The following is a 19,185-nucleotide window of genomic DNA, read 5'->3' as shown; positions in this document are numbered from 1 at the left end:
AGCGGCACGAAGCACGCACGGCCCGGAGGCCGAGCTTCACTTCCAGAGTGCGCAGGTGCTTTCTTCCTTGGTCGTGTAGACCTGGTCGCCCGGCACCTTCTTGACGATCTTCAGCAGGTCCCACGGGCCCTTGGATTCCGATGGCTTCTTGACCTCCGCCAGCAGCATGTCGTGCACCATGCGGCCGTCGGCGCGGATCACGCCCTTGGCGTAGAAGTCGTTGATCGGCGTCTTCTTGAGGTAGGCCATGACCTTGTCGGCATCGGTGCTCTTCACCGCCTCCACGGCCTTGAGGTAGGCCATGGTGGCCGAGTAGTCGGCGGCCTGGATGTCGGTCGGCTTGTTCTTGGTCTTGGCTTCGTAGCGCGCGGCCCACTTGCGCGACTCGTCGTCGGCGTCCCAGTACCAGCTGGTGGTGTGCAGCAGGCCCTGCGTGGCCGGCAGGCCCAGGCTCTTCACGTCGGTGAGAAACACCAAGAGGCCCGCGACCTTCATCGACTTGTCGATGCCGAATTCCTTCGATGCCTTCATCGAGTTGATGAAGTCGCCGCCGGCGTTGGCCAGGCCCAGCACCTGGGCCTTGGAGTTCTGCGCCTGCAGCAGGAAGGACGAGAAGTCCGACGCATTGAGCGGTGCCCGCACCGTGCCCACCACCGTGCCGCCCTTGGCCTTGACGACCTTGGCGGTGTCGCCCTCGAGTGCGTGGCCGAAGGCATAGTCGGCCGTCAGGAAGAACCAGCTCTTGCCGCCAGTGTCGACCACCGCGCCGCCGGTGCTCTTGGCCAGCGCGACGGTGTCATAGGCGTAGTGCACGGTGTAGGGGCTGCACTGCGCGTTGGTCAGCGCCGAGGTGGCCGCGCCATTGGTGAAGAACACGCGCTTCTTTTCCTGCGCCACCTTGGCGGTGGCCAGCGCGACGCCCGAATTGGTGCCCGCGAAGATCATCGTGGCGCCGGCAGTGTCGATCCATTCGCGCGCCTTGGAGGCGGCGATGTCGGGCTTGTTCTGGTGGTCCACGCTCAGCACTTCCACCGGCTGGCCGAGCACCTTGCCGCCCATGTCGTCGATGGCCATCTGGATGGCCGTTGCGCCGCCCTTGCCTTCCAGGTCGGCGTACAGGCCCGACAGGTCGCTGATGTAGCCGATGACGACCTTCTCCTGCGCCTGCACGGCATGGCTCGCAAGACCCGCGGCCCCGAGCATGAGAGCAATGATTTTGAGCTTGGTTTGCATGGTGTCTCCTGGATGGTTGAGAGAGTCAACGGAAAGAAAAACGGTGGGCGCGGCCGCGGCTAGACGCCCAGCAGCTCGCTGAGCACGGGCATCTTGGCCTCGAGCTCCCTGGCGCCGAAGGCCTCGACCATGCGGCCGTGCTCCATCACGTAGAAGCGGTCGGCCAGCGGCGCGGCGAAGCGGAAGTTCTGCTCCACCATCACGATGGTGTAGCCCTTGCCGCGCAGGGTGTGGATCATCCGCGCGAGCGCCTGCACGATCACCGGCGCCAGGCCTTCGGAGATCTCGTCGAGCAGCAGCAGCTTGGCGCCGGTGCGCAGGATGCGCGCCACCGCCAGCATCTGCTGCTCGCCGCCCGACAGCCGCGTGCCGGGGCTGTGGCGGCGCTCGGCCAGGTTCGGGAACATCTCGTAGATCTCGGCCACCGACATGCCCGGCCCCGCACCCTTGAGCGCCGGCGGCAGCAGCAGGTTTTCCTCGGCCGAGAGGCTGGCGAAGATGCCGCGCTCTTCCGGGCAATAGCCGATGCCCAGGTGCGCGATGCGGTGCGTGGCCATGCCGATGGTCTGCACGCCGTTGACTTCGATGCTGCCCTTGCGCGAGCCGGTCAGGCCCATGATGGCGCGCAGCGTGCTCGTGCGCCCGGCGCCGTTGCGCCCGAGCAGGGTGACGACCTCGCCGGGCTGCACCACCATGTCGACGCCGTGCAGCACATGCGATTCGCCGTACCAGGCGTGGAGATCCTTGATTTCTAGGGCCGCGGTCATGTCAATGGGCCCCTTGCAGTTGGCCGTCCGTGGTGCCCATGTAGGCCTCCATCACCTGCGGATTCTTCGAGACTTCGGCGTACGGCCCTTCGGCCAGCACGGCGCCGCGCTGCAATACCGTGATGGTGTCGGCAATGGTCGAGACCACGCTCATGTTGTGCTCGACCATCAGGATGGTGCGTCCGGCCGACACGCGCTTGATGAGCTCGGCCACGCGGGCCACGTCTTCATGTCCCATGCCCTGCGTGGGTTCGTCGAGCAGCATCAGCTCGGGGTCCATCGCGAGCGTGGTGGCGATCTCGAGCGCGCGCTTGTGGCCGTAGGGCAGGTTCACCGTGAGTTCGTCGGCCTCGTGCGCCAGGCCGACCTCGGCGAGCAGTTCGCGGGCGCGCGCATCGAGCGGCTTGAGCGTCTTCTCGCTCTTCCAGAAATGGTACGAGGTGCCGAGCGCGCGCTGCAGCCCGAGGCGCACGTTCTCCAGCAGCGTGAGGTGCGGAAACACCGCCGAGATCTGGAACGAGCGGATGATGCCGCGCCGCGCGATCTGCGCCGGCCGCTCGCCCGTGATGTCCTGTCCGTTGAACAGGATCGTGCCGCTGGTGGGCTCGAGGAACTTGGTGAGCAGGTTGAAGCAGGTGGTCTTGCCGGCACCGTTCGGGCCGATCAGCGCATGGATCGAGCCGCGCACCACCGAGAGATCGACCTTGCTGACCGCAGTGAACCCCTTGAATTCCTTGGTGAGCTGGCGTGTTTCGAGGATGACGTCGCTCATCTCGCGAAGTCGCCCGGGTTCAGGAAAGATTTGTCGGTCATGCGGTCCATCTCATTGCGCCACTGTCGAGCGCGGACCGATTGTTCGTGGCCGCCTCCTGCTTGCATACTGGGGCAAATGCCTATGCTGCAGTGCAACCTGCCGCCCGCGGCCGCTCACCGCAGCGTGCGACTGTCGTCACAATGACAATGCCCCATCGGTTCGAACCCCTACCTCCATGCCGAACTTCCGCTCGCCCGAATTCCTGACCGGCCACATCCGGCAGACGCTGGCCTTCTATGAGCCGGTCTGCCGCGATCCGTCCGGCGGCTTCTTCCACTTCTTCAAGGACGACGGCACGGTGTACGACCGGCGCACGCGGCACCTCGTCAGCAGCACGCGCTTCGTCTTCAACCATGCGATGGCGTATCGGCGCTTCGGCGATCCGAAGCACCTCGACGGTGCGCGCCACGGCCTGGCTTTCGTGCAGCACGCGCATGTGCAGCCGGGCGGCGGCTACGCATGGCAGATCGACTGGCACGACGGCCGCGCCACCGTGCAGGACGGTACGCAGCATTGCTACGGCCTGGCCTTCGTGCTGCTCGCGCATGCGCATGCGCTCATGGCCGGCATCGAGGAGGCGCGCGTGGGGCTCGAAGACACCTGGCAATTGATGGAACGGCGTTTCTGGGAGCCGCAGCATGCGCTCTATGCCGACGAAGCCACCACCGATTGGCATGTGGGTGCTTATCGGGGCCAGAACGCCAACATGCATGCCTGCGAGGCGATGCTTGCCGCCTTCGAGGCCACGCAGGACGCGCGCTACCTCGATCGCGCGCTCGCGCTTGCAGAGTCGGTCACCGGGCGGCAGGCCGCGCTGGCCGGCGGGCTGGTCTGGGAGCACTACCGCGAGGACTGGTCGGTCGACTGGGACTACAACCGCGGCGACAAGAGCAACATCTTCCGGCCCTGGGGCTTCCAGACCGGCCATCTCACCGAATGGGCCAAGCTGCTGCTGCAGCTGGAGCGAGCGCTCGTCGCCGCGGGCCGCGAAGCAGGCTGGGCCGTGCCGCGCGCCAGGCACTTCTTCGACACCGCCATGCTTCGAGGCTGGGACGCCGGCAACGGCGGCCTCGTCTATGGATTCGGCCCCGACGGCGCGGTGTGCGATGGCGACAAGTACTTCTGGGTGCAGGCCGAGAGTTTGGCCGCCGCGGCCCTGCTGGCGGTGCACACCGGCGATGCCGCCTACTGGAACTGGTACGACCGCCTCTGGGCCTACAGCTGGGAGCACTTCGTCGACCACCGCCATGGCGCGTGGTACCGCATCCTCACGCCTGACAACCGCAAGATCAGCGACGAAAAGAGCCCGGCCGGCAAGACCGACTATCACACCATGGGCGCGTGCTACGACGTCTTGCGGGCACTCGGCGATTGAAGAAGAACGCGGGCCCTTCGTGAAACACCGCGGAACCGGCTCTGCCGGGCCGCTGGTGTTGCCCCCGGTGAGGGGGAAGGAGAAGCGACACGAAGTGCGCGTAGCCTGGGGGAGAGCTTAGTGTGCCCCGGCTGCCGCGTCGCCGCCCGCACCACCGCGCTGCGGCTTGGCCAGCCACACCAGCGGAATCAGCAGCAGGAACAGGATCGCCGACGCATAGAAGATGTCGTTGGTGGCCAGCATGAAGGACTGCTGGTCGACGATGCGGTTGATCTGCCCCAGCACCTGCTCGGTGCTCAAGCCGCTGCTTGCCAGCCCTGACATCGCGCTGGTCGCCGCGTTGTTGCCCTGGGTCACCGATTCGGCGAGCTGCGAGTGGTGCAGCGCCGCGCGGTTCTCCCACAGCGTGGTGGTGATCGACGTACCCATGGCGCCCGCGGTGATGCGCAGGAAGTTCGACAGCCCCGACGCGGCCGGTATGCGGTCGGGCGTGAGGCCCGAGAGCGTGATGGTCACGAGGGGAATGAAGAAGAACGCCATCGCAATGCCCTGGATGACCGTCGGGATGATGATCGTCACGAAGTCGGCCTGCGTGTTGAAGTTCGAGCGCATCCACAGCACCAGCGCGAACACCAGGAACGAGAACGTGGCGTAGCGCCTGGGGTCGATCTTGGCCACCGTGAGCCCGACCACCGGCGAGAAGAAGATCGCCAGCAGCCCCACCGGCGCCATGATCATGCCCGCCTGCGTGGCGGTGTAGCCCATCCACTGCTGCAGCCACAGCGGCAGCAGCACCACGTTGCCGAAGAACAGGCCGTAGGCCACGGCCGTGGCCACGGCACCCGACCAGAAGTTGCGGCGCTTGAAGAGCGACAGGTCGACCACCGGATGCTTGTCGGTCAGCTCCCAGATCAGGAAGAACGCGAAGCCGACCACGGCGATCACCGCCATCGTGATGATCTCGGGCGAGTGGAACCAGTCGAGTTCCTTGCCCTTGTCGAGCATGAGCTGCATCGAGCCGACCCACAGCACCAGAAGCGCCAGGCCGATGGCGTCGATCGGCACCTTGTGCGTGCTGCTCTCGCGCTTGCGGTAGAGCGTCCAGGTGATCGCGGCGGCCACGATGCCGACCGGGATGTTGATGTAGAAGATCCACGGCCACGAGATGTTGTCGGTGATCCAGCCGCCCAGGAGCGGCCCCATCACCGGCGCGACCAGCGTGGTCATCGACCACATCGCCATCGCGAGGCCCGCCTTGGCGCGCGGATAGCTCGACAGCAAGAGCGTCTGCGACAGCGGAATCATCGGCCCCGCGACGAAGCCCTGCAGCGCGCGGAACAGGATGAGCGTGGTCATGTTCGGCGCCAGGCCGCACAGCAGCGAGGCGATCATGAACAGGATCACGCTGGCCATGAAGAGCCGCACCTGTCCGAAGCGCTGTGTCATGAAGCCCGTGAGCGGCACCGCGATGGCGTTGGCCACCGCGAAGCTGGTGATGACCCAGGTGCCTTGCGTGGTGCTCACGCCCAGGTCGCCTGAAATGGCCGGCAGCGACACGTTCGCGATCGACGAGTCGAGCACGTTCATGAAGGTGGCGGCCGACAGCGCAACAGTGCCCCAGACGCGGGCGGCGCCCTCGAGCGGCGGATGCGCAACGTAAGCGGGAGCAGCAGTGGCCATTGGCTTTGCCTCGGAAACCGTGAGCGGCGATCAGCCGGGATGGGACTGCGAAGCAACCTGTGCCGCGGTGCCGGCGGCGGCCGGCGTGGCGGGGCGGCCCGCGGCCGGCGCGGCGGCAGCCGCAGGCGCGCCGCGGCCGAGATTCGCGGCCACGATGCGGTCGACCTCTGCATCGGCGCCGTGGTCGAGCTTGCTGTAGACCTGCGTCTGCGAAATGGCGGTGGCGCGCGGCGCGTCGGCCAGCATCTTGCCGGTCTTCTGCGAGATGTCGATCTGGGCGTCCATCGAGAGGCCGATGCGCAGCGGGTTGGCCTTGAGCTGCTCGGCATCGAGCGCAATGCGCACGGGCACGCGCTGCACCACCTTGATCCAGTTGCCGGTGGCGTTCTGCGCCGGCAGCAGCGCAAAGGCGCTGCCGGTGCCCACGCCCAGGCCCGCGACCTTGCCGGTGTATTCCACCTTCTTGCCGTAGACGTCGGCCCTGAGCTTCACGGGCTGGTCGATGCGGATGTTGCGCAGCTGCACTTCCTTGAAGTTGGCGTCGACCCACAGCTGGTTCAGCGGCACGATCGACATCATCGGCGTGCCGGCTGCCACGCGCTGGCCGAGCTGCACCGTGCGCTTAGCGACATAGCCGTCGACCGGCGCCGGCATGGCGACGCGCTGCGTGGCCAGGTAGGCCTCGCGCACCTTGGCGGCGGCGGCCTGCACGCTCGGGTGCTGGGCCACGCTGGTGCCTTCGGTCAGCGACTGGTTGCTGGCCAGTGCTTCGCGCGCGGCCACCACGCCGGCCTGCGCCGCCGCGAGCTGGCTCTTGGCATTGTCGAGTGCCGTCTCGGCGTGGTTGAGCTCTTCCTTCGAGACCGCGCCATTGCCCGAGAGCGCGCGGCGGCGCTGCAGGTCGTCCTGCGCCTTGGCGATATCGCTCTGCGCCTTGACGATGTCGGCCTGGCGCAGCGTGACCTGCGCGGCCAGCGAACCGTTGTTGGCATAGAGCGTGCGCACCTGGCGCACGGCCTGGGCGAGCGCGGCCTCGGCCTGCTCGAGCGCCACCTTCGCATCGGCGGGGTCCAGCTGCACCAGCGGCTGGCCGGCCTTCACGAAGTCGGTGTCGTCGGCGTTGATGGCCATGACGGTGCCGCCGATCTGCGGCGTGATCTGGATCACGTTGCCCTGCACATAGGCGTTGTCGGTGTCCTCATAGTGGCTGGCCACCAGCCATTCGTAGAGGCCCCAGCCGCCGCCGGCCACGATCACCACGGCCGCCAGCGCGATCAGTGCGCGGCGGCGCTTGCCGTTGCCGGCGGGTGCTTCGGTTGCGGCGAAGGCTGCCGGTGCAGCGGGCGTCGGAGTGTTGTTGTCGCTCATGATGAAGTTCTTTCCGAAGAAGAAAAAGTCGGTTCAGTTCAGTGCCGATGAAGCGGGCGCCGTGGCGGTGGCGGTTGCCGGCGGCTGCCAGCCGCCGCCGAGCGCGCGCGCCAGGCCCACCTGCGTGTCGAGTGCGCGCGCGGCAAGGTCGACCGCCAGCCGGCGCTGCGCGAGCACGGCGGTTTCGGCAGTCAGCACGTTGAGGTAGTTGCCCAGGCCCGCGCGGTAGCGCTGCACGGCGATGTCGTAGGCCCCTTCGGCGGCGGTCTGCGCGGCGCGCTGCTCGGCCTGCTGCCGCGTGATCGACTGGGCGCTCGCGACCTGGTCGGACGCATCGCGCACGGCATCGATGACGGCAGCGTTGTAGCTTTCGATGGCCACGTCGAGGTCCGCCGACTTGCCGCGCAGGTTGGCGCGCAGCTTGCCGCCTTCGAAGATCGGCAGGCTGATGGCAGGGCCCACGCCCCACTGCTCGCTGCCCGACTTGAGCAGCTTGCCGAAACCCAGGCTCTGAAAGCCCGCGAAGGCCGTGAGGTTCACGTTCGGATAGAAAAGCGTTTTGGCGTTTTTCACGTCGCTGGTGGCGGCCTCGACGCGCCAGCGCGCGGCGGCGATGTCGGCGCGGCGGCCCAGCAGGTCGGCCGGAATGTTGGCCTCAAGCGCCATCGGCTTCACGGCCTCCAGCATCGGCGGCTTGAGCGATTGCGACACATTGGGCTGGCCCACGAGCGCGTCGAGCGCGTGCTGCTGCAGCGCGATCTGTTCGTTGAGTGCTTCGATCTGCTGGCGCGCTTCAGGCAGGCCGCCTTCGCTCTGCCGCAGCTCCAGCCGGGTGTCGAGGCCAGCGGACACCCGGTCGCGCACCAGCTTGAGCGTTTCGTCGCGCTGCGCCAGCGTGCGCTGGGCCACGCCGAGCTGCTCATTCAGCCGCGCCCACTGGAAGTAGCTGCGCGCCACATTGCTGGCCAGCAGCACGCGCGCGGCATCGGCATCGGCCGCGGCAGCGTTGGCCGCGCCAATGGCGGTATCGAGCGCGCTGCGGTTCTTGCCGAAGAAGTCGAGCTCCCAGCTCGCGCCAAGCTGCAGCAGGCCGATGTTCTGCGTGGAGCCGCCGAGCGGCTCGGGATAGATGTAGTTGCTGTTGAACTTCTGGCGTTTCAGGTCGAGCTCGCCATTGACCTTGGGCTTCAGGGCCGACTCGGCGATGTCCGCGGAAGCCTGCGCGCGCACGAGCCGCGCACGCGCGACCTGCAGGTTCGGGTTGCCGGCCACGGCCTGGTCGATCAACGTGTTGAGTTGCGCGTCGCCAAAGGCCAGCCACCATTGGCGCTCGACGCTCGGCACGGCGGCAGCGCTGCTGTCCGCGGCAATGCCGAGCGACGAGGCATCGCGCAGCCTGGCCTCTGAGCCGATGCCGGCCATGTCGGCACAGCCGGCCAGTGCAGCCATCAGCAGCACGGCGGCAACAATGGGGGTGCGGCGCAATGCGCGCGCGGCAAGGGATTCAGTCATTTTTATCTCCACGGGCCGCAAGGGCTTGTGCGTTGTCGAGGATGCGGCGCAGGTAGCCCTTGAGTTGCTCCCACTCTTCCTTGCTGAAACCCGCCAGGTGCTCGTTCTGCACGCGGCTCAGCACGTACGGCACTTCCTGGGCGGCGGCACGGCCTTCTTCGGTGAGCTCGATGTTGACCACGCGGCGGTCTTCGAGCGAGCGCACGCGGCGGCACAGGCCCTTGGCTTCGAGGCGGTCGAGCAGGCGCGTCATGGCACCGGCGTCGAGCTCGCAGGCACGGGCGAGTTCGGCCACCGTGGTGGCTGCGCCGACGTGCAGCTTGTACAGCGGCAGCCATTGAGGAAAGGTCGGACCGCCGGGCTCGCACATGCGGGTTTCTACCGCCTGGGCCACCGCACCCAGGATGCGGCGCATCAAATACCCGATGCTTTCCTCGGCCTGGTAGGTCTCGGCACGGTAGAAGTCCGCCGGCCGGCGCTCGGCATCGCCGGAGGCCGTCGGGACTTGCGGGGTATCTGCATCGCTCATGGCCTAAATATTAATTGCCCGGGCAATTATTGTCAAGGCCGCCTTTGCGGAGGCAAGGGTCGGTAGAATCCGCGCCATGGCTTCTTCCCCTCTGTCTTCACCGGCCAAGGGCTCGCCCCGATCGCTGTCGGGCCTGAGCCCTTTTCTTCGGCCCTACCGTGTCCAGATCGTTCTGGCAGGCATCTTCCTGGTGATGGCCGCCGTCACCACGCTGGTGTTTCCGCTGGCGCTGCGCAGCCTGATCGACGGCGGATTGGTCAGCGCCGACAAGGGCGCGCAGACGATGGCGCTGCGCGAGCACTTCGGCGCCCTCTTTGCGGTGGCCGTGGCGCTCGGCCTCTTTTCGGCGGCACGCTTCTATACGGTGAGCTGGCTCGGCGAACGCGTCACGGCCGACCTGCGCAACGCGGTCTACGGCCATGTGCTGCGCCAGAGCCCGGCGTTCTTCGAAACCACGCAGACCGGCGAAGTGCTGTCACGCCTCACGGCCGACACCACGCTGGTACAGACCGTGGTCGGCTCGTCGCTGAGCATGGGCCTGCGCAATGCGGTCATGGGCGTGGGCGCGCTGGCGGTGCTGGTCTGGACCAATCCTTATGTGATGGTCCAGGTGCTGGGCATCCTGGTGCTGGTGGTGCTGCCGAGCATGTGGTTCGGCCGCCGCGTGCGCAAGCTCTCTCGCGCGAGCCAGGACCGGGTGGCCGATTCGAGCGCCATCGCGGCCGAGGTGCTCAACGCGATCCCGGTGGTGCAGAGCTACACGGCCGAATCGCGCGAGGCCGGCCGCTTCAATGCCTCGACCGAAAACGCCTTTCGAACCGCCGTGCGCCGCACCAAGGCACGTTCGGTGCTGGTGGCCTTCATCATCATCGCCACCTCGGCGGCGCTGCTCTGGGGCCTCTACCAGGGCACGCAGGCGGTGCTGCGCGGCGACATCACGGCCGGCCACCTGGGCCAGACCGTGGTCTACGTGGCCATCCTTGCCAGCGCGACCGCCGTGCTCGGCGAGGTCTATGGCGACCTGCTGCGGGCCGCGGGCGCCACCGAGCGCCTGATGGAACTGCTGCATGCGCCGGCGGCAATCGTTTCCCCGTCGAGCCCGATTGCGGCACAGATTCCGGCGGCGGGAAGTGCCATCACGTTCAACGCCGTGACTTTTCACTACCCTTCGCGGCCCGGCACACCGGCGCTGAAGAACTTCAGCCTCGACATCGCTCCGGGCGAAACAGTGGCGCTGGTGGGTTCGAGCGGCGCGGGCAAGAGCACGGTGTTCCAGTTGCTGCTGCGCTACTACGATCCGCAATCAGGCCAACTGCTGCTCGACGGCACCCCGCTGGCCTCGCTCGCGCTGCCCGACCTGCGCACCCGCATCGGCCTGGTGCCGCAGGACGCCGTGATCTTCTCGGCCAGCGCTTTCGAGAACATCCGCTACGGCCGCCCCGACGCGACGGCCGACGAAGTGCATGCCGCCGCCCGCGCGGCCTTTGCGCACGATTTCCTGCAGGCGCTGCCCGAGGGCTACGACACCTTCCTGGGCGAGCGGGGGGTGCGCCTGTCGGGCGGACAGCGCCAGCGCATCGCAATTGCACGCGCCATTCTCAAGAACCCGCCGCTGCTGCTGCTCGACGAGGCCACGAGCGCGCTCGACGCGGAGAGCGAGCGCATGGTGCAGGCGGCGCTCGAATCGGCCATGGAAGGCCGCACCACGCTCGTGATCGCGCACCGCCTGGCCACTGTGCAAAAGGCCGACCGCATCGTGGTGCTGGACCACGGCGGCATCGTCGAACAGGGAACGCATGCCACGCTGGTGGCGCAAGGCGGGGTCTATGCCCGCCTGGCCGCACTGCAGTTCACGGCTTGAATCGGCAGGCGGTTACTGCAGCGTTTCCTTGAGCGCCGCGGGAATGGCCAGCGGCAGCACCGGAATGCCCTCGTCGAGCAGCGCTTCGGTCTGCTCGCGGGTCGCCTGGCCGCGGATCCCACGCTCTTCGGTTTCGCCGTAGTGCATCCGGCGCGCCTCGTCGGCAAAACGGTCGCCCACGTCCTCGGTCTTTGCGAGAACCTCGCGCACGGCGCGCATCCAGCGTGCCTCCGGAGACGACAGTTCGGCGGGCAGCTGGGCCTTGGCCGGCTCCGCAGACGATGATGCAGCGGTCTCCGTCGGCGCCTTTGCGTTGCCCAGGTTCAGGCGCGGCGCGCTCAACAGCTTGACGATGCGCGTGTCGGCACACACCGGACATTCCACCAGTCCGGCAGCGAGCTGGGTTTCGAAGGCTTCATTGGACGCAAACCAGCCTTCGAAGCCGTGGCCATGCGAGCAGCGTAGATCGAGAACCTTCATGCGCGGATTATCCCGCGCCGCCTTGTGAAGCGGTGGCTTGCCAGTCGAGTGCCCACGCGCCCGAAAGGACGTTCTGCAGCCAGAGCGTGCAAGTGAGCGACTTGGCGTCGGTGAGCGTGCCGTCGCGGCACCAGAGCGCAACTTCTGCCGGCGTGGCCGTGAACACGTCGAGAAACTCGCCGTGGTCGAGCTGGCGCGTGCCGAGCGAGAGGCCGCGCGCAAAGTAGATGTGGATGATCTCGGTGGAATACGCCACGGCCAGGTGCATGGCGCCGGCATACGCCCATTCGCGCGCGGTGTAGCCGGTTTCCTCGAGCAGTTCACGCTGGCCGCAGACCAGCGGGTCTTCGCCCGCGTCGAGCTTGCCGGCCGGAAATTCGACCATCACATGCCCGACCGGATAGCGGTACTGGCGCTCCAGCACCACGCGGCCGTCGTCGAGCAGCGGAATCACCACCACCGCGCCCGGGTGGATCACGTACTCGCGCGTGGCGCTGTGGCCGTCGGGCAGGCGCACGGTGTCGCGGCAGACCTGGAGAAAATTGCCCTTGACCAGAACCTCGCTGGCCGTGCGTTCTTCCTTCAGGTGCGAATCGGCGATGGGAGAAGAAGTCATGTCGGTCATCCGTGCCTGTGCTTCATGAGGTAGCGCCAGGTAAACCCTGGAAAGGCCAGCACGATGAAAAGCGCGCCGGTCACCGCATAGAACTCCCAGCCCTGCGGAGCGATCTGCCCTGCCCGGCTTTCGAACAGCAAACCCACGCCGCCCGCGGCGAAATACAGCACCACCAGTTCGGCCAGCCGCACGGGCAGTGGCTTGGGACGCGTGGCCAGCGGCACGACGCCGAACAGCCGGTCGTTGAAAAACGGCAGGTTGGCCGCCAGCAGCGCCACCGCAAGAACGACCCAGACCGATGCGGTTTGCGACACCGTGGCGCGCCGCGGTCAGTTCGCCAGCGTGGCCACGATGGCCTTGGCGCAGAGCGTCATGAGGCCGCCGGGAACAATGCCCAGCACGAGAATCAGCAAGCCGTTGATCGACAGCACGGTGCGCACGTCGCGCGGCGCCGACACGGTACTGGCCGTGACGGGAGCGTCGAAGTACATGACCTTGACCACGCGCAGATAGTAGAACGCGCCGATCAGCGACGTGATCACCGCGAACACCGCCAGCCCGATGTAGAGCGCCTGCCCCGACGCGATCAGCGCCTGCAGCACCGCCAGCTTGGCGTAGAACCCGACCAGCGGCGGCAGGCCCGCGAGCGAGAACATCGCGATGGCCATCACGCCGGCGTACAGCGGGCTGCGCTGGTTCAGGCCGGCCAGGTCCGTGATCTCTTCGCTTTCGAAGCCCTCGCGCGCCAGCAGCAGGATGATGCCGAAGCTCGCCAGCGTGGTCAGCACATAGGTCACGATGTAGAACATCGAGGCGCTGTAGGCGAACTGTGCGTTGTAGGTGTTGCCGTTGACCACGCCCGCCACCAGGCCGAGCAGCATGAAGCCCATCTGCGCAATGGTCGAGTAGGCCAGCATGCGCTTGAGGTTGGTCTGTGCGATGGCGGCCAGGTTGCCCACCAGCAGCGAGGCGATGGCCAGCAGCGCCAGCATCTGCTGCCAGTCGATGGCCAGCGGCAGCAGCCCTTCCACCAGCAGGCGGATGATGATGGCAAAGGCGGCCAGTTCGGGCGCCGCGCCGATCAGCAGCGTGACCGCCGTCGGAGCGCCCTGGTACACGTCGGGCACCCACATGTGGAAAGGCGCCGCCCCCACCTTGAAGGCCAGGCCCGCCACGATGAACACGAGGCCGAACACCAGCACCTGGTGGTTCACCTTGCCGCTGGCAATGATCTTGAACACTTCATTGGTGTCGAGCGAGCCGGTCGCGCCGTACAGCATCGACAGGCCGTAAAGCAGGAAGCCGCTGGCCATGGCGCCGAGCACGAAGTACTTCATGGCCGCCTCGCTGGCCACCGCGTTGTCGCGGCGCAGCGCCACCAGCGCATAGCTCGACAGCGTGAGCAGTTCGAGCCCCAGGTAGATCAGCAGGAAGTTGCTGCCCGAGATCATCACGAACATGCCCAGCAGCGCGAACATGCTGATGGTGAACATCTCGCCGCCGCGCAGCATCTCGCGGTCCGCCGCATAGGGCCGGCCGTAGACCAGCGTGACCATCAGGGCCACCGTGGCAAAGCACTTGAGCCAGTTGCCCATGGGGTCGCTCACGACCATGCCGCCGAAGCCGTAGACCGTCTTGCCATCGTTGGCGGCAATGCCGGTCAGCACGGCCACCATGGCCAGCGTGAGCAGCGTCAGGATGTAGGTGCGCGTGCGGCGGGCGTCGGTGGTCGACAGGTCGACCAGCGCAATGATGCAGGCCATGACCAGCAGCACGATTTCGGGGTAGATCGCGACCCAGCTGAGTTTGTCAATCATCTCGTTCTCTTCTTCAGCGTGGAATCAGGGCAAGGGCAGTTTCGACGTTGCCACATGGCGCAGGAGCTCCGTCACGGAAGCGTCCATCACGTCGGTGAACGGCTTCGGATGGATGCCCATCCACAGCACGGCAATGGCCAGCAGCGACAGCATCAGGAACTCGCGGGCATTGATGTCGGCGAGTTCCTTGACGTGGTCGTTGCCGACCGGGCCGAGGTACACGCGCTTGTACATCCAGAGGGTGTAGGCCGCGCCGAAGATCAGCGCGGTGGCCGCCCCCATGCCGATCCAGAAGTTGGCCTTGACCGCACCCAGGATGACCATCCACTCGCCCACGAAACCGGCGGTGCCCGGCAGGCCGCAATTGGCCATGGCGAACAGCAGCGCGAACGCGGCGAACTTGGGCATGGTGTTGACCACGCCACCGTAGTCGGCGATCTGGCGCGAATGCACGCGGTCGTACAGCACGCCGATGCCGAGGAACATCGCGCCCGAGACGAAGCCGTGCGCAATCATCTGCACGATGCCGCCGGACACGCCCAGCTCGTTGAAGATGAAGAAGCCCAGCGTCACGAAGCCCATGTGGGCGACCGACGAGTAAGCCACGAGCTTCTTCATGTCTTCCTGCACCAGTGCCACCAGGCCGACGTAGATCACCGCGATCAGCGACAGCGCGATCATGAGCCAGGCCCATTCGTGCGAGGCGTCGGGCGCGATCGGCATCGAGAAGCGCAGGAAGCCGTAGGCTCCGAGCTTCAGCATGATCGCGGCCAGCACGGCCGAGCCGCCGGTCGGCGCCTCGACGTGCACGTCCGGCAGCCAGGTGTGGACCGGCCACATCGGCACCTTGACGGCAAAGGCGGCAAAGAACGCGAAGAACAGGAAGGTCTGTGCCGTCGAACCCAGCGGCAGCTTGTGCCAGCTCAGGATGTCGAAGCTGCCGCCCGACTTGTTGTACAGGTAGATCAGCGCCACCAGCATCAACAGCGAGCCGAGCAGGGTGTAGATGAAGAACTTGAACGCCGCGTAGATCTTGTTCGGGCCGCCCCAGATGCCGATGATCAGGTACATCGGGATCAGCGTGGCCTCGAAGAACACGTAGAACAGGATGCCGTCGAGCGCGGCGAACACGCCGATCATGAAGCCCGAAAGAATCAGGAACGCGGCCATGTACTGGTTGACGCGCTCGGTGATCACTTCCCAGGCCGAGATCACGACCACCACGGTGGTGAACGAGGTCAGCAGCACCAGCCAGAGCGACAGGCCGTCAATGCCGACGTGGTAGTTGACATTGAAGCGCGCGATCCAGCTGCCCTTTTCGACGAACTGCATCGCGGCGGTGCCGTTCTGAAAGCCCGTGTAAAGCGGCACGGTCACCAGGAAGCTCACGATCGCGCCGACCAGCGCGACCCAGCGCACGCCCCTGGCATGCTCGTCACGGCCGAACGCCAGCAACGCGACACCGAATGCGATCGGCACCCAGATGGCAAGGCTCAACAAACCCATTTTTATTTTTCTCCGGCGCTTGGCTCAGCGCTTGAACCAGACGAAGTACGTCATCAGGATGAAGATCCCGAGCAGCATCGCGAAGGCGTAGTGATAGATGTAGCCCGACTGCAGCCAGCGCACCGCACCCGAGATGCGGCCGACGACCTTCCAGGAGCCGTTGACCAGAGCGCCGTCGATCAGCGCCTGGTCGCCGCCCTTCCAGAGGCCCGTGCCGAAGGCACGCGTACCGCGGGCGACGATGTTCTCGTTGAACCAGTCGAGGTAGTACTTGTTCTCGAGCAGGCGGTAGACCGGGCCGAAGGCGCGCTTGATGGCGGCCGGCAGCGCGGGATTCACCATGTACATGTAGAACGAGAGCACCACCCCTGCCAGCGCCAGCCAGAACGGCGCAGCCTGCAGGCCGTGGATCGCCATGGCCACGGGGCCGTGGAAGGCTTCCTCGAGTTCCTTCATGGCATGGTGCTTGTTCGCGTCGACCGCGATGGCGCCCTTGAAGAACTCGCCGAAGAGCATCGGCTCGATTGTCATGAAGCCGATCACCACGGACGGAATCGCCAGCAGCACCAGCGGCAGCCACACCACCCAAGGCGATTCGTGCGGCTTGGCGTGGTCGGCGTGGTGGCCATGGTCGGGCTCCTCGTCCGACGCATGGTGGTGCGCGTCGGGATTCTGGTCGTAGCGCTCCTTGCCGTGGAACACCAGGAAGTACATGCGGAACGAATAGAACGCCGTGACGAACACGCCGGCCAGCACCGCGTAGTAGGCGAACTGCGCGCCCCACAGGTGGCTCTCGTGCACCGCTTCGATGATGCTGTCCTTCGAGTAGAAGCCGGCGAAGAACGGCGTGCCGATCAGCGCGAGCGAACCCACGAGCGAAGTGATCCAGGTGATCGGCATGTACTTGCGCACGCCGCCCATCCAGCGGATGTCCTGGTTGTGGTGCATGCCGATGATCACCGAACCCGCGCCAAGGAACAGCAGCGCCTTGAAGAACGCGTGCGTCATCAGGTGGAACACCGCGACCGAATAGGCCGAGGCGCCGAGCGCCACCGTCATGTAGCCCAGCTGCGAGAGCGTCGAGTACGCGACCACGCGCTTGATGTCGTTCTGGATGATGCCCAGGAAGCCCATGAACAGCGCCGTGATGGCACCGATCACCAGGATGAACGACAGCGCCGTGTCGCTGAGCTCGAACAGCGGCGACATGCGCGCCACCATGAAGATGCCGGCTGTGACCATCGTTGCCGCGTGGATCAGCGCGGAGATGGGTGTCGGGCCTTCCATTGAGTCGGGCAGCCACACGTGCAGCGGGAACTGCGCGCTCTTGCCCATCGCGCCGATGAACAGGCAGATGCAGATCACGGTGATCAGCATCCACTCGGTGCCCGGGAAGGTGATGCCGGCCAGCGTATTGGCCTTGGCGAAGGCTTCGCCGTAGTTCAGCGTGCCGGCGTAGGCGGCGATCAGGCCGATGCCGAGGATGAAGCCGAAGTCGCCCACGCGGTTGACCAGGAAGGCCTTCATGTTCGCGAAGATCGCGGTCGGCCGGTTGAACCAGAAGCCGATCAGCAGGTACGACACCAGGCCCACCGCCTCCCAGCCGAAGAACAGCTGGAGCATGTTGTTGCTCATGACGAGCATCAGCATCGAGAAGGTGAAGAGCGAGATGTAGGCGAAGAAGCGGTTGTAGCCCTCGTCTTCTTCCATGTAGCCGATGGTGTAGATGTGCACCATCAGCGAGACGAAGCTCACCACGCACATCATCATGGCCGTGAGGCCGTCGACCAGGAAGCCGATTTCCATCTTCAGGCCGCCCACCACCATCCATTCGTAGAGGGTGGCGTTGAAGCGGGCACCGTCGGCCACCACGCTCTTGAGCGTCATGGCCGAGATGATGAAGGCGACCAGCACGCCGAGGATGGTCAGCGAATGCGTGACTTTGCGGCCGATGTGATTGCCGCCGAACTTGGTGCCGAACAGGCCGGCGACGACGGCGCCGACCAGGGGTGCCAGCGGCACGGCCAGCAGGGTGGATGCGGAAAGGGTTGCGCTCATACTGCTTTCAACCCTTGAGTGAGTTGAGTTCGTCCACGTTGATGTTGGATTTGTTGCGGAACAACAGGACCAGCAGCGCGAGACCGATGGCCGACTCGGCCGCAGCCACCGTCAGGATGAAGAACACGAAGATCTGGCCGTGCATGTCGCCCAGGTAGTACGAGAACGCCACGAAGTTCATGTTCACCGCGAGCAGCATCAGTTCGATGGCCATCAGCAGCACGATGAGGTTCTTGCGGTTCAGGAAGATGCCGATCACCGACAGCGCAAAAAGCATGGCGCCGAGCGATAGAAAGTGTCCGAGCGTGAGCGTCATGCCTTGTTTTCCTTTGCCGCTGCTGCATCTGCATCTGCGGGTGCTTGCACCACGGGCTCGGCGGCGCGCGTGACCGGCATCTGCACGATGCGCACGCGGTCCCGGGCCTTCACGCGCACCTGGTCGGACGGGTTGACGTACTTGCTGTCCTTGCGGGTGCGCAGCGTCAGCGCAATGGCGGCCACGATCGCCACCAGCAGGATGACGGCCGCGATTTCGAGGGGATACAGGTACTCGGAATACAGCAGCTTGCCGAGTTCGAGCGTGTTCGAACTGTTGGCTGCCATGGCACCCGTGCCGCGCGGCGCTTCCGCCAGGCGGAAGCCGCCCATCAGCACAGCGGCCATTTCGAGCGCGATGAGCGCACCCACGCCGGCTGCCAGCGGAAAGTGCTTCCAGAAACCCTCCCGCAGCCCGTCGACGTTGATGTCCAGCATCATCACGACGAACAGGAACAGCACCATCACTGCCCCGACGTAGACGAGCACGAGCGCGATCGCCAGGAACTCGGCGCGCAGCAAGAGCCAGATCGCCGAAGCCTGGAAGAAGGCCAGCACCAGGTACAGCGCGGCGTACACGGGATTGCGGGCGGTGATGACGCGGAAGGCTGCGAACAGCAGCACCACGGCAAACAGATAGAACAGACCGGTCTTGACGTCCATGGAATTCGAATGGGTACGGGGTTCGGGCCGGGCTGGCTCAGCGGTACTTGGCGTCGGCCGCCTTGTTCGCTGCAATTTCTTTTTCGTAGCGGTCGCCCACGGCCAGCAGCATGTCCTTGGTGAAGTACAGGTCGCCGCGCTTTTCGCCGTGGTATTCGAAGATGTGGGTCTCGACGATCGAGTCGACCGGGCAGCTCTCTTCGCAGAAGCCGCAGAAGATGCACTTGGTCAGGTCGATGTCGTAGCGCGTGGTGCGGCGCGAGCCGTCGTCGCGCACATCGGATTCGATGGTGATGGCCAGCGCGGGGCACACGGCTTCGCAGAGCTTGCAGGCGATGCAGCGCTCTTCGCCGTTCTCATAACGGCGCAGCGCGTGCAGGCCGCGAAAGCGCGGCGAGAGCGGCGTCTTCTCTTCGGGGAACTGCACCGTGATCTTGCGGGCGAAGGCGTACTTGCCGGTGATGGCCAGGCCCTTGAACAGCTCGAACAGCATGAAGCTGCCCAGGAAGTCCTTGAGCGAGAACGGCGCGGACGCAAGCTTGGAAGGGCGCGCGAGCGCGCCGGCGGTATGCGCAGCAGTCATGATGTTGG

General features: G+C 66.0%; 18 protein-coding genes. 2 read left to right on the top strand and 16 right to left on the bottom strand.

Annotation, left to right across the window (positions count from 1 at the left end; genetic code table 11):
* Window positions 1-36 precede the first annotated feature (36 nt).
* The 3 genes from QFZ47_RS22125 to QFZ47_RS22115 are packed head-to-tail and all read right to left on the bottom strand — an operon-like array spanning window position 37 to window position 2,772.
* Window positions 37-1,233: an ABC transporter substrate-binding protein gene (locus tag QFZ47_RS22125; protein WP_307657670.1), complete on the bottom strand. Its 1,197-nt coding sequence runs from the start codon at window positions 1,231-1,233 to the stop codon at window positions 37-39.
* 59 nt (window positions 1,234-1,292) lie between these two features.
* Complete coding sequence (locus tag QFZ47_RS22120; RefSeq protein WP_307657669.1) at window positions 1,293-2,000, bottom strand: ABC transporter ATP-binding protein; 708 nt, start codon at window positions 1,998-2,000, stop codon at window positions 1,293-1,295.
* Between the two features lies 1 nt (window position 2,001).
* Window positions 2,002-2,772 carry an ABC transporter ATP-binding protein gene (locus QFZ47_RS22115; RefSeq protein WP_307657668.1) on the bottom strand — a complete coding sequence of 257 codons (771 nt, stop codon included), beginning with the start codon at window positions 2,770-2,772 and terminating at the stop codon, window positions 2,002-2,004.
* A gap of 217 nt (window positions 2,773-2,989) precedes the next feature.
* On the opposite strand from QFZ47_RS22115, the gene QFZ47_RS22110 reads away from it, so the two are divergent.
* A complete protein-coding gene (locus tag QFZ47_RS22110) occupies window positions 2,990-4,189 on the top strand; it encodes an AGE family epimerase/isomerase (protein WP_307657667.1) in 1,200 nt (399 codons plus the stop codon).
* 117 nt (window positions 4,190-4,306) lie between these two features.
* Here QFZ47_RS22110 and QFZ47_RS22105 read toward each other — a convergent pair whose 3' ends face one another.
* The 4 genes from QFZ47_RS22105 to QFZ47_RS22090 are packed head-to-tail and all read right to left on the bottom strand — an operon-like array spanning window position 4,307 to window position 9,278.
* Window positions 4,307-5,869 (bottom strand): DHA2 family efflux MFS transporter permease subunit, encoded by a 1,563-nt coding sequence (locus QFZ47_RS22105; RefSeq protein ID WP_307657666.1) that lies wholly within the window; start codon window positions 5,867-5,869, stop codon window positions 4,307-4,309.
* A 30-nt stretch (window positions 5,870-5,899) separates the two neighbouring features.
* Window positions 5,900-7,237, bottom strand: coding sequence for an HlyD family secretion protein (locus QFZ47_RS22100; protein WP_307657665.1), 1,338 nt, complete (start codon window positions 7,235-7,237; stop codon window positions 5,900-5,902).
* Window positions 7,238-7,270: 33 nt separating this feature from the next.
* Complete coding sequence (locus QFZ47_RS22095; protein WP_307657664.1) at window positions 7,271-8,749, bottom strand: efflux transporter outer membrane subunit; 1,479 nt, start codon at window positions 8,747-8,749, stop codon at window positions 7,271-7,273.
* Window positions 8,742-9,278 carry a MarR family winged helix-turn-helix transcriptional regulator gene (locus QFZ47_RS22090; protein WP_307657663.1) on the bottom strand — a complete coding sequence of 179 codons (537 nt, stop codon included), beginning with the start codon at window positions 9,276-9,278 and terminating at the stop codon, window positions 8,742-8,744. Before QFZ47_RS22090 ends, QFZ47_RS22095 begins: the two co-directional genes overlap by 8 nt.
* 76 nt (window positions 9,279-9,354) lie before the next feature.
* Between QFZ47_RS22090 and QFZ47_RS22085 the strand changes: the two genes are divergently transcribed.
* A complete protein-coding gene (locus QFZ47_RS22085; protein ID WP_307657662.1) occupies window positions 9,355-11,139 on the top strand; it encodes an ABC transporter transmembrane domain-containing protein in 1,785 nt (594 codons plus the stop codon).
* A 12-nt stretch (window positions 11,140-11,151) separates the two neighbouring features.
* Here the strand turns inward: QFZ47_RS22085 and QFZ47_RS22080 are convergent, their stop codons facing one another.
* The 9 genes from QFZ47_RS22080 to nuoI are packed head-to-tail and all read right to left on the bottom strand — an operon-like array spanning window position 11,152 to window position 19,177.
* Window positions 11,152-11,619 (bottom strand): DUF1178 family protein, encoded by a 468-nt coding sequence (locus QFZ47_RS22080; RefSeq protein WP_307657661.1) that lies wholly within the window; start codon window positions 11,617-11,619, stop codon window positions 11,152-11,154.
* 7 nt (window positions 11,620-11,626) lie between these two features.
* Entirely contained in the window at window positions 11,627-12,244 is a 618-nt protein-coding gene (locus QFZ47_RS22075; RefSeq protein WP_307657660.1) for an NUDIX domain-containing protein, read from the bottom strand.
* Window positions 12,241-12,549 (bottom strand): DUF2818 family protein, encoded by a 309-nt coding sequence (locus tag QFZ47_RS22070; RefSeq protein ID WP_307657659.1) that lies wholly within the window; start codon window positions 12,547-12,549, stop codon window positions 12,241-12,243. The genes QFZ47_RS22075 and QFZ47_RS22070 overlap by 4 nt, the downstream gene beginning before the upstream one ends.
* Before the next feature lie 15 nt (window positions 12,550-12,564).
* Window positions 12,565-14,052 (bottom strand): NADH-quinone oxidoreductase subunit NuoN, encoded by a 1,488-nt coding sequence (gene nuoN / locus QFZ47_RS22065; protein WP_307657658.1) that lies wholly within the window; start codon window positions 14,050-14,052, stop codon window positions 12,565-12,567.
* A gap of 24 nt (window positions 14,053-14,076) precedes the next feature.
* A complete protein-coding gene (locus QFZ47_RS22060; protein ID WP_307657657.1) occupies window positions 14,077-15,558 on the bottom strand; it encodes an NADH-quinone oxidoreductase subunit M in 1,482 nt (493 codons plus the stop codon).
* A gap of 24 nt (window positions 15,559-15,582) precedes the next feature.
* A complete protein-coding gene (gene nuoL / locus QFZ47_RS22055) occupies window positions 15,583-17,616 on the bottom strand; it encodes an NADH-quinone oxidoreductase subunit L (protein ID WP_307657656.1) in 2,034 nt (677 codons plus the stop codon).
* A gap of 7 nt (window positions 17,617-17,623) precedes the next feature.
* Entirely contained in the window at window positions 17,624-17,932 is a 309-nt protein-coding gene (gene nuoK / locus QFZ47_RS22050; RefSeq protein ID WP_012748597.1) for an NADH-quinone oxidoreductase subunit NuoK, read from the bottom strand.
* A complete protein-coding gene (locus tag QFZ47_RS22045) occupies window positions 17,929-18,594 on the bottom strand; it encodes an NADH-quinone oxidoreductase subunit J (RefSeq protein ID WP_307657655.1) in 666 nt (221 codons plus the stop codon). The genes nuoK and QFZ47_RS22045 overlap by 4 nt, the downstream gene beginning before the upstream one ends.
* A gap of 37 nt (window positions 18,595-18,631) precedes the next feature.
* Window positions 18,632-19,177, bottom strand: a complete 546-nt coding sequence (gene nuoI, locus QFZ47_RS22040; protein ID WP_012748599.1) for an NADH-quinone oxidoreductase subunit NuoI — start codon at window positions 19,175-19,177, stop codon at window positions 18,632-18,634.
* Window positions 19,178-19,185 lie beyond the last annotated feature (8 nt).

Source organism: Variovorax paradoxus (assembly GCF_030815975.1).
Classification (GTDB): domain Bacteria; phylum Pseudomonadota; class Gammaproteobacteria; order Burkholderiales; family Burkholderiaceae_C; genus Variovorax; species Variovorax paradoxus_N.
This window is presented reverse-complemented; position numbering and strand designations above follow the sequence as displayed.

Excerpts from the sequence above, each read along its gene's own strand:
- QFZ47_RS22125 (WP_307657670.1), bottom strand. The coding sequence starts at position 1,233 with ATGCAAACCAAGCTCAAAATCATTGCTCTCATGCTCGGGGCCGCGGGT.
- QFZ47_RS22120 (WP_307657669.1), bottom strand. The coding sequence starts at position 2,000 with ATGACCGCGGCCCTAGAAATCAAGGATCTCCACGCCTGGTACGGCGAA.
- QFZ47_RS22115 (WP_307657668.1), bottom strand. The coding sequence starts at position 2,772 with ATGAGCGACGTCATCCTCGAAACACGCCAGCTCACCAAGGAATTCAAG.
- QFZ47_RS22110 (WP_307657667.1), top strand. The coding sequence starts at position 2,990 with ATGCCGAACTTCCGCTCGCCCGAATTCCTGACCGGCCACATCCGGCAG.
- QFZ47_RS22105 (WP_307657666.1), bottom strand. The coding sequence starts at position 5,869 with ATGGCCACTGCTGCTCCCGCTTACGTTGCGCATCCGCCGCTCGAGGGC.
- QFZ47_RS22100 (WP_307657665.1), bottom strand. The coding sequence starts at position 7,237 with ATGAGCGACAACAACACTCCGACGCCCGCTGCACCGGCAGCCTTCGCC.
- QFZ47_RS22095 (WP_307657664.1), bottom strand. The coding sequence starts at position 8,749 with ATGACTGAATCCCTTGCCGCGCGCGCATTGCGCCGCACCCCCATTGTT.
- QFZ47_RS22090 (WP_307657663.1), bottom strand. The coding sequence starts at position 9,278 with ATGAGCGATGCAGATACCCCGCAAGTCCCGACGGCCTCCGGCGATGCC.
- QFZ47_RS22085 (WP_307657662.1), top strand. The coding sequence starts at position 9,355 with ATGGCTTCTTCCCCTCTGTCTTCACCGGCCAAGGGCTCGCCCCGATCG.
- QFZ47_RS22080 (WP_307657661.1), bottom strand. The coding sequence starts at position 11,619 with ATGAAGGTTCTCGATCTACGCTGCTCGCATGGCCACGGCTTCGAAGGC.
- QFZ47_RS22075 (WP_307657660.1), bottom strand. The coding sequence starts at position 12,244 with ATGACCGACATGACTTCTTCTCCCATCGCCGATTCGCACCTGAAGGAA.
- nuoN (WP_307657658.1), bottom strand. The coding sequence starts at position 14,052 with ATGATTGACAAACTCAGCTGGGTCGCGATCTACCCCGAAATCGTGCTG.
- QFZ47_RS22060 (WP_307657657.1), bottom strand. The coding sequence starts at position 15,558 with ATGGGTTTGTTGAGCCTTGCCATCTGGGTGCCGATCGCATTCGGTGTC.
- nuoL (WP_307657656.1), bottom strand. The coding sequence starts at position 17,616 with ATGAGCGCAACCCTTTCCGCATCCACCCTGCTGGCCGTGCCGCTGGCA.
- nuoK (WP_012748597.1), bottom strand. The coding sequence starts at position 17,932 with ATGACGCTCACGCTCGGACACTTTCTATCGCTCGGCGCCATGCTTTTT.
- QFZ47_RS22045 (WP_307657655.1), bottom strand. The coding sequence starts at position 18,594 with ATGGACGTCAAGACCGGTCTGTTCTATCTGTTTGCCGTGGTGCTGCTG.
- nuoI (WP_012748599.1), bottom strand. The coding sequence starts at position 19,177 with ATGACTGCTGCGCATACCGCCGGCGCGCTCGCGCGCCCTTCCAAGCTT.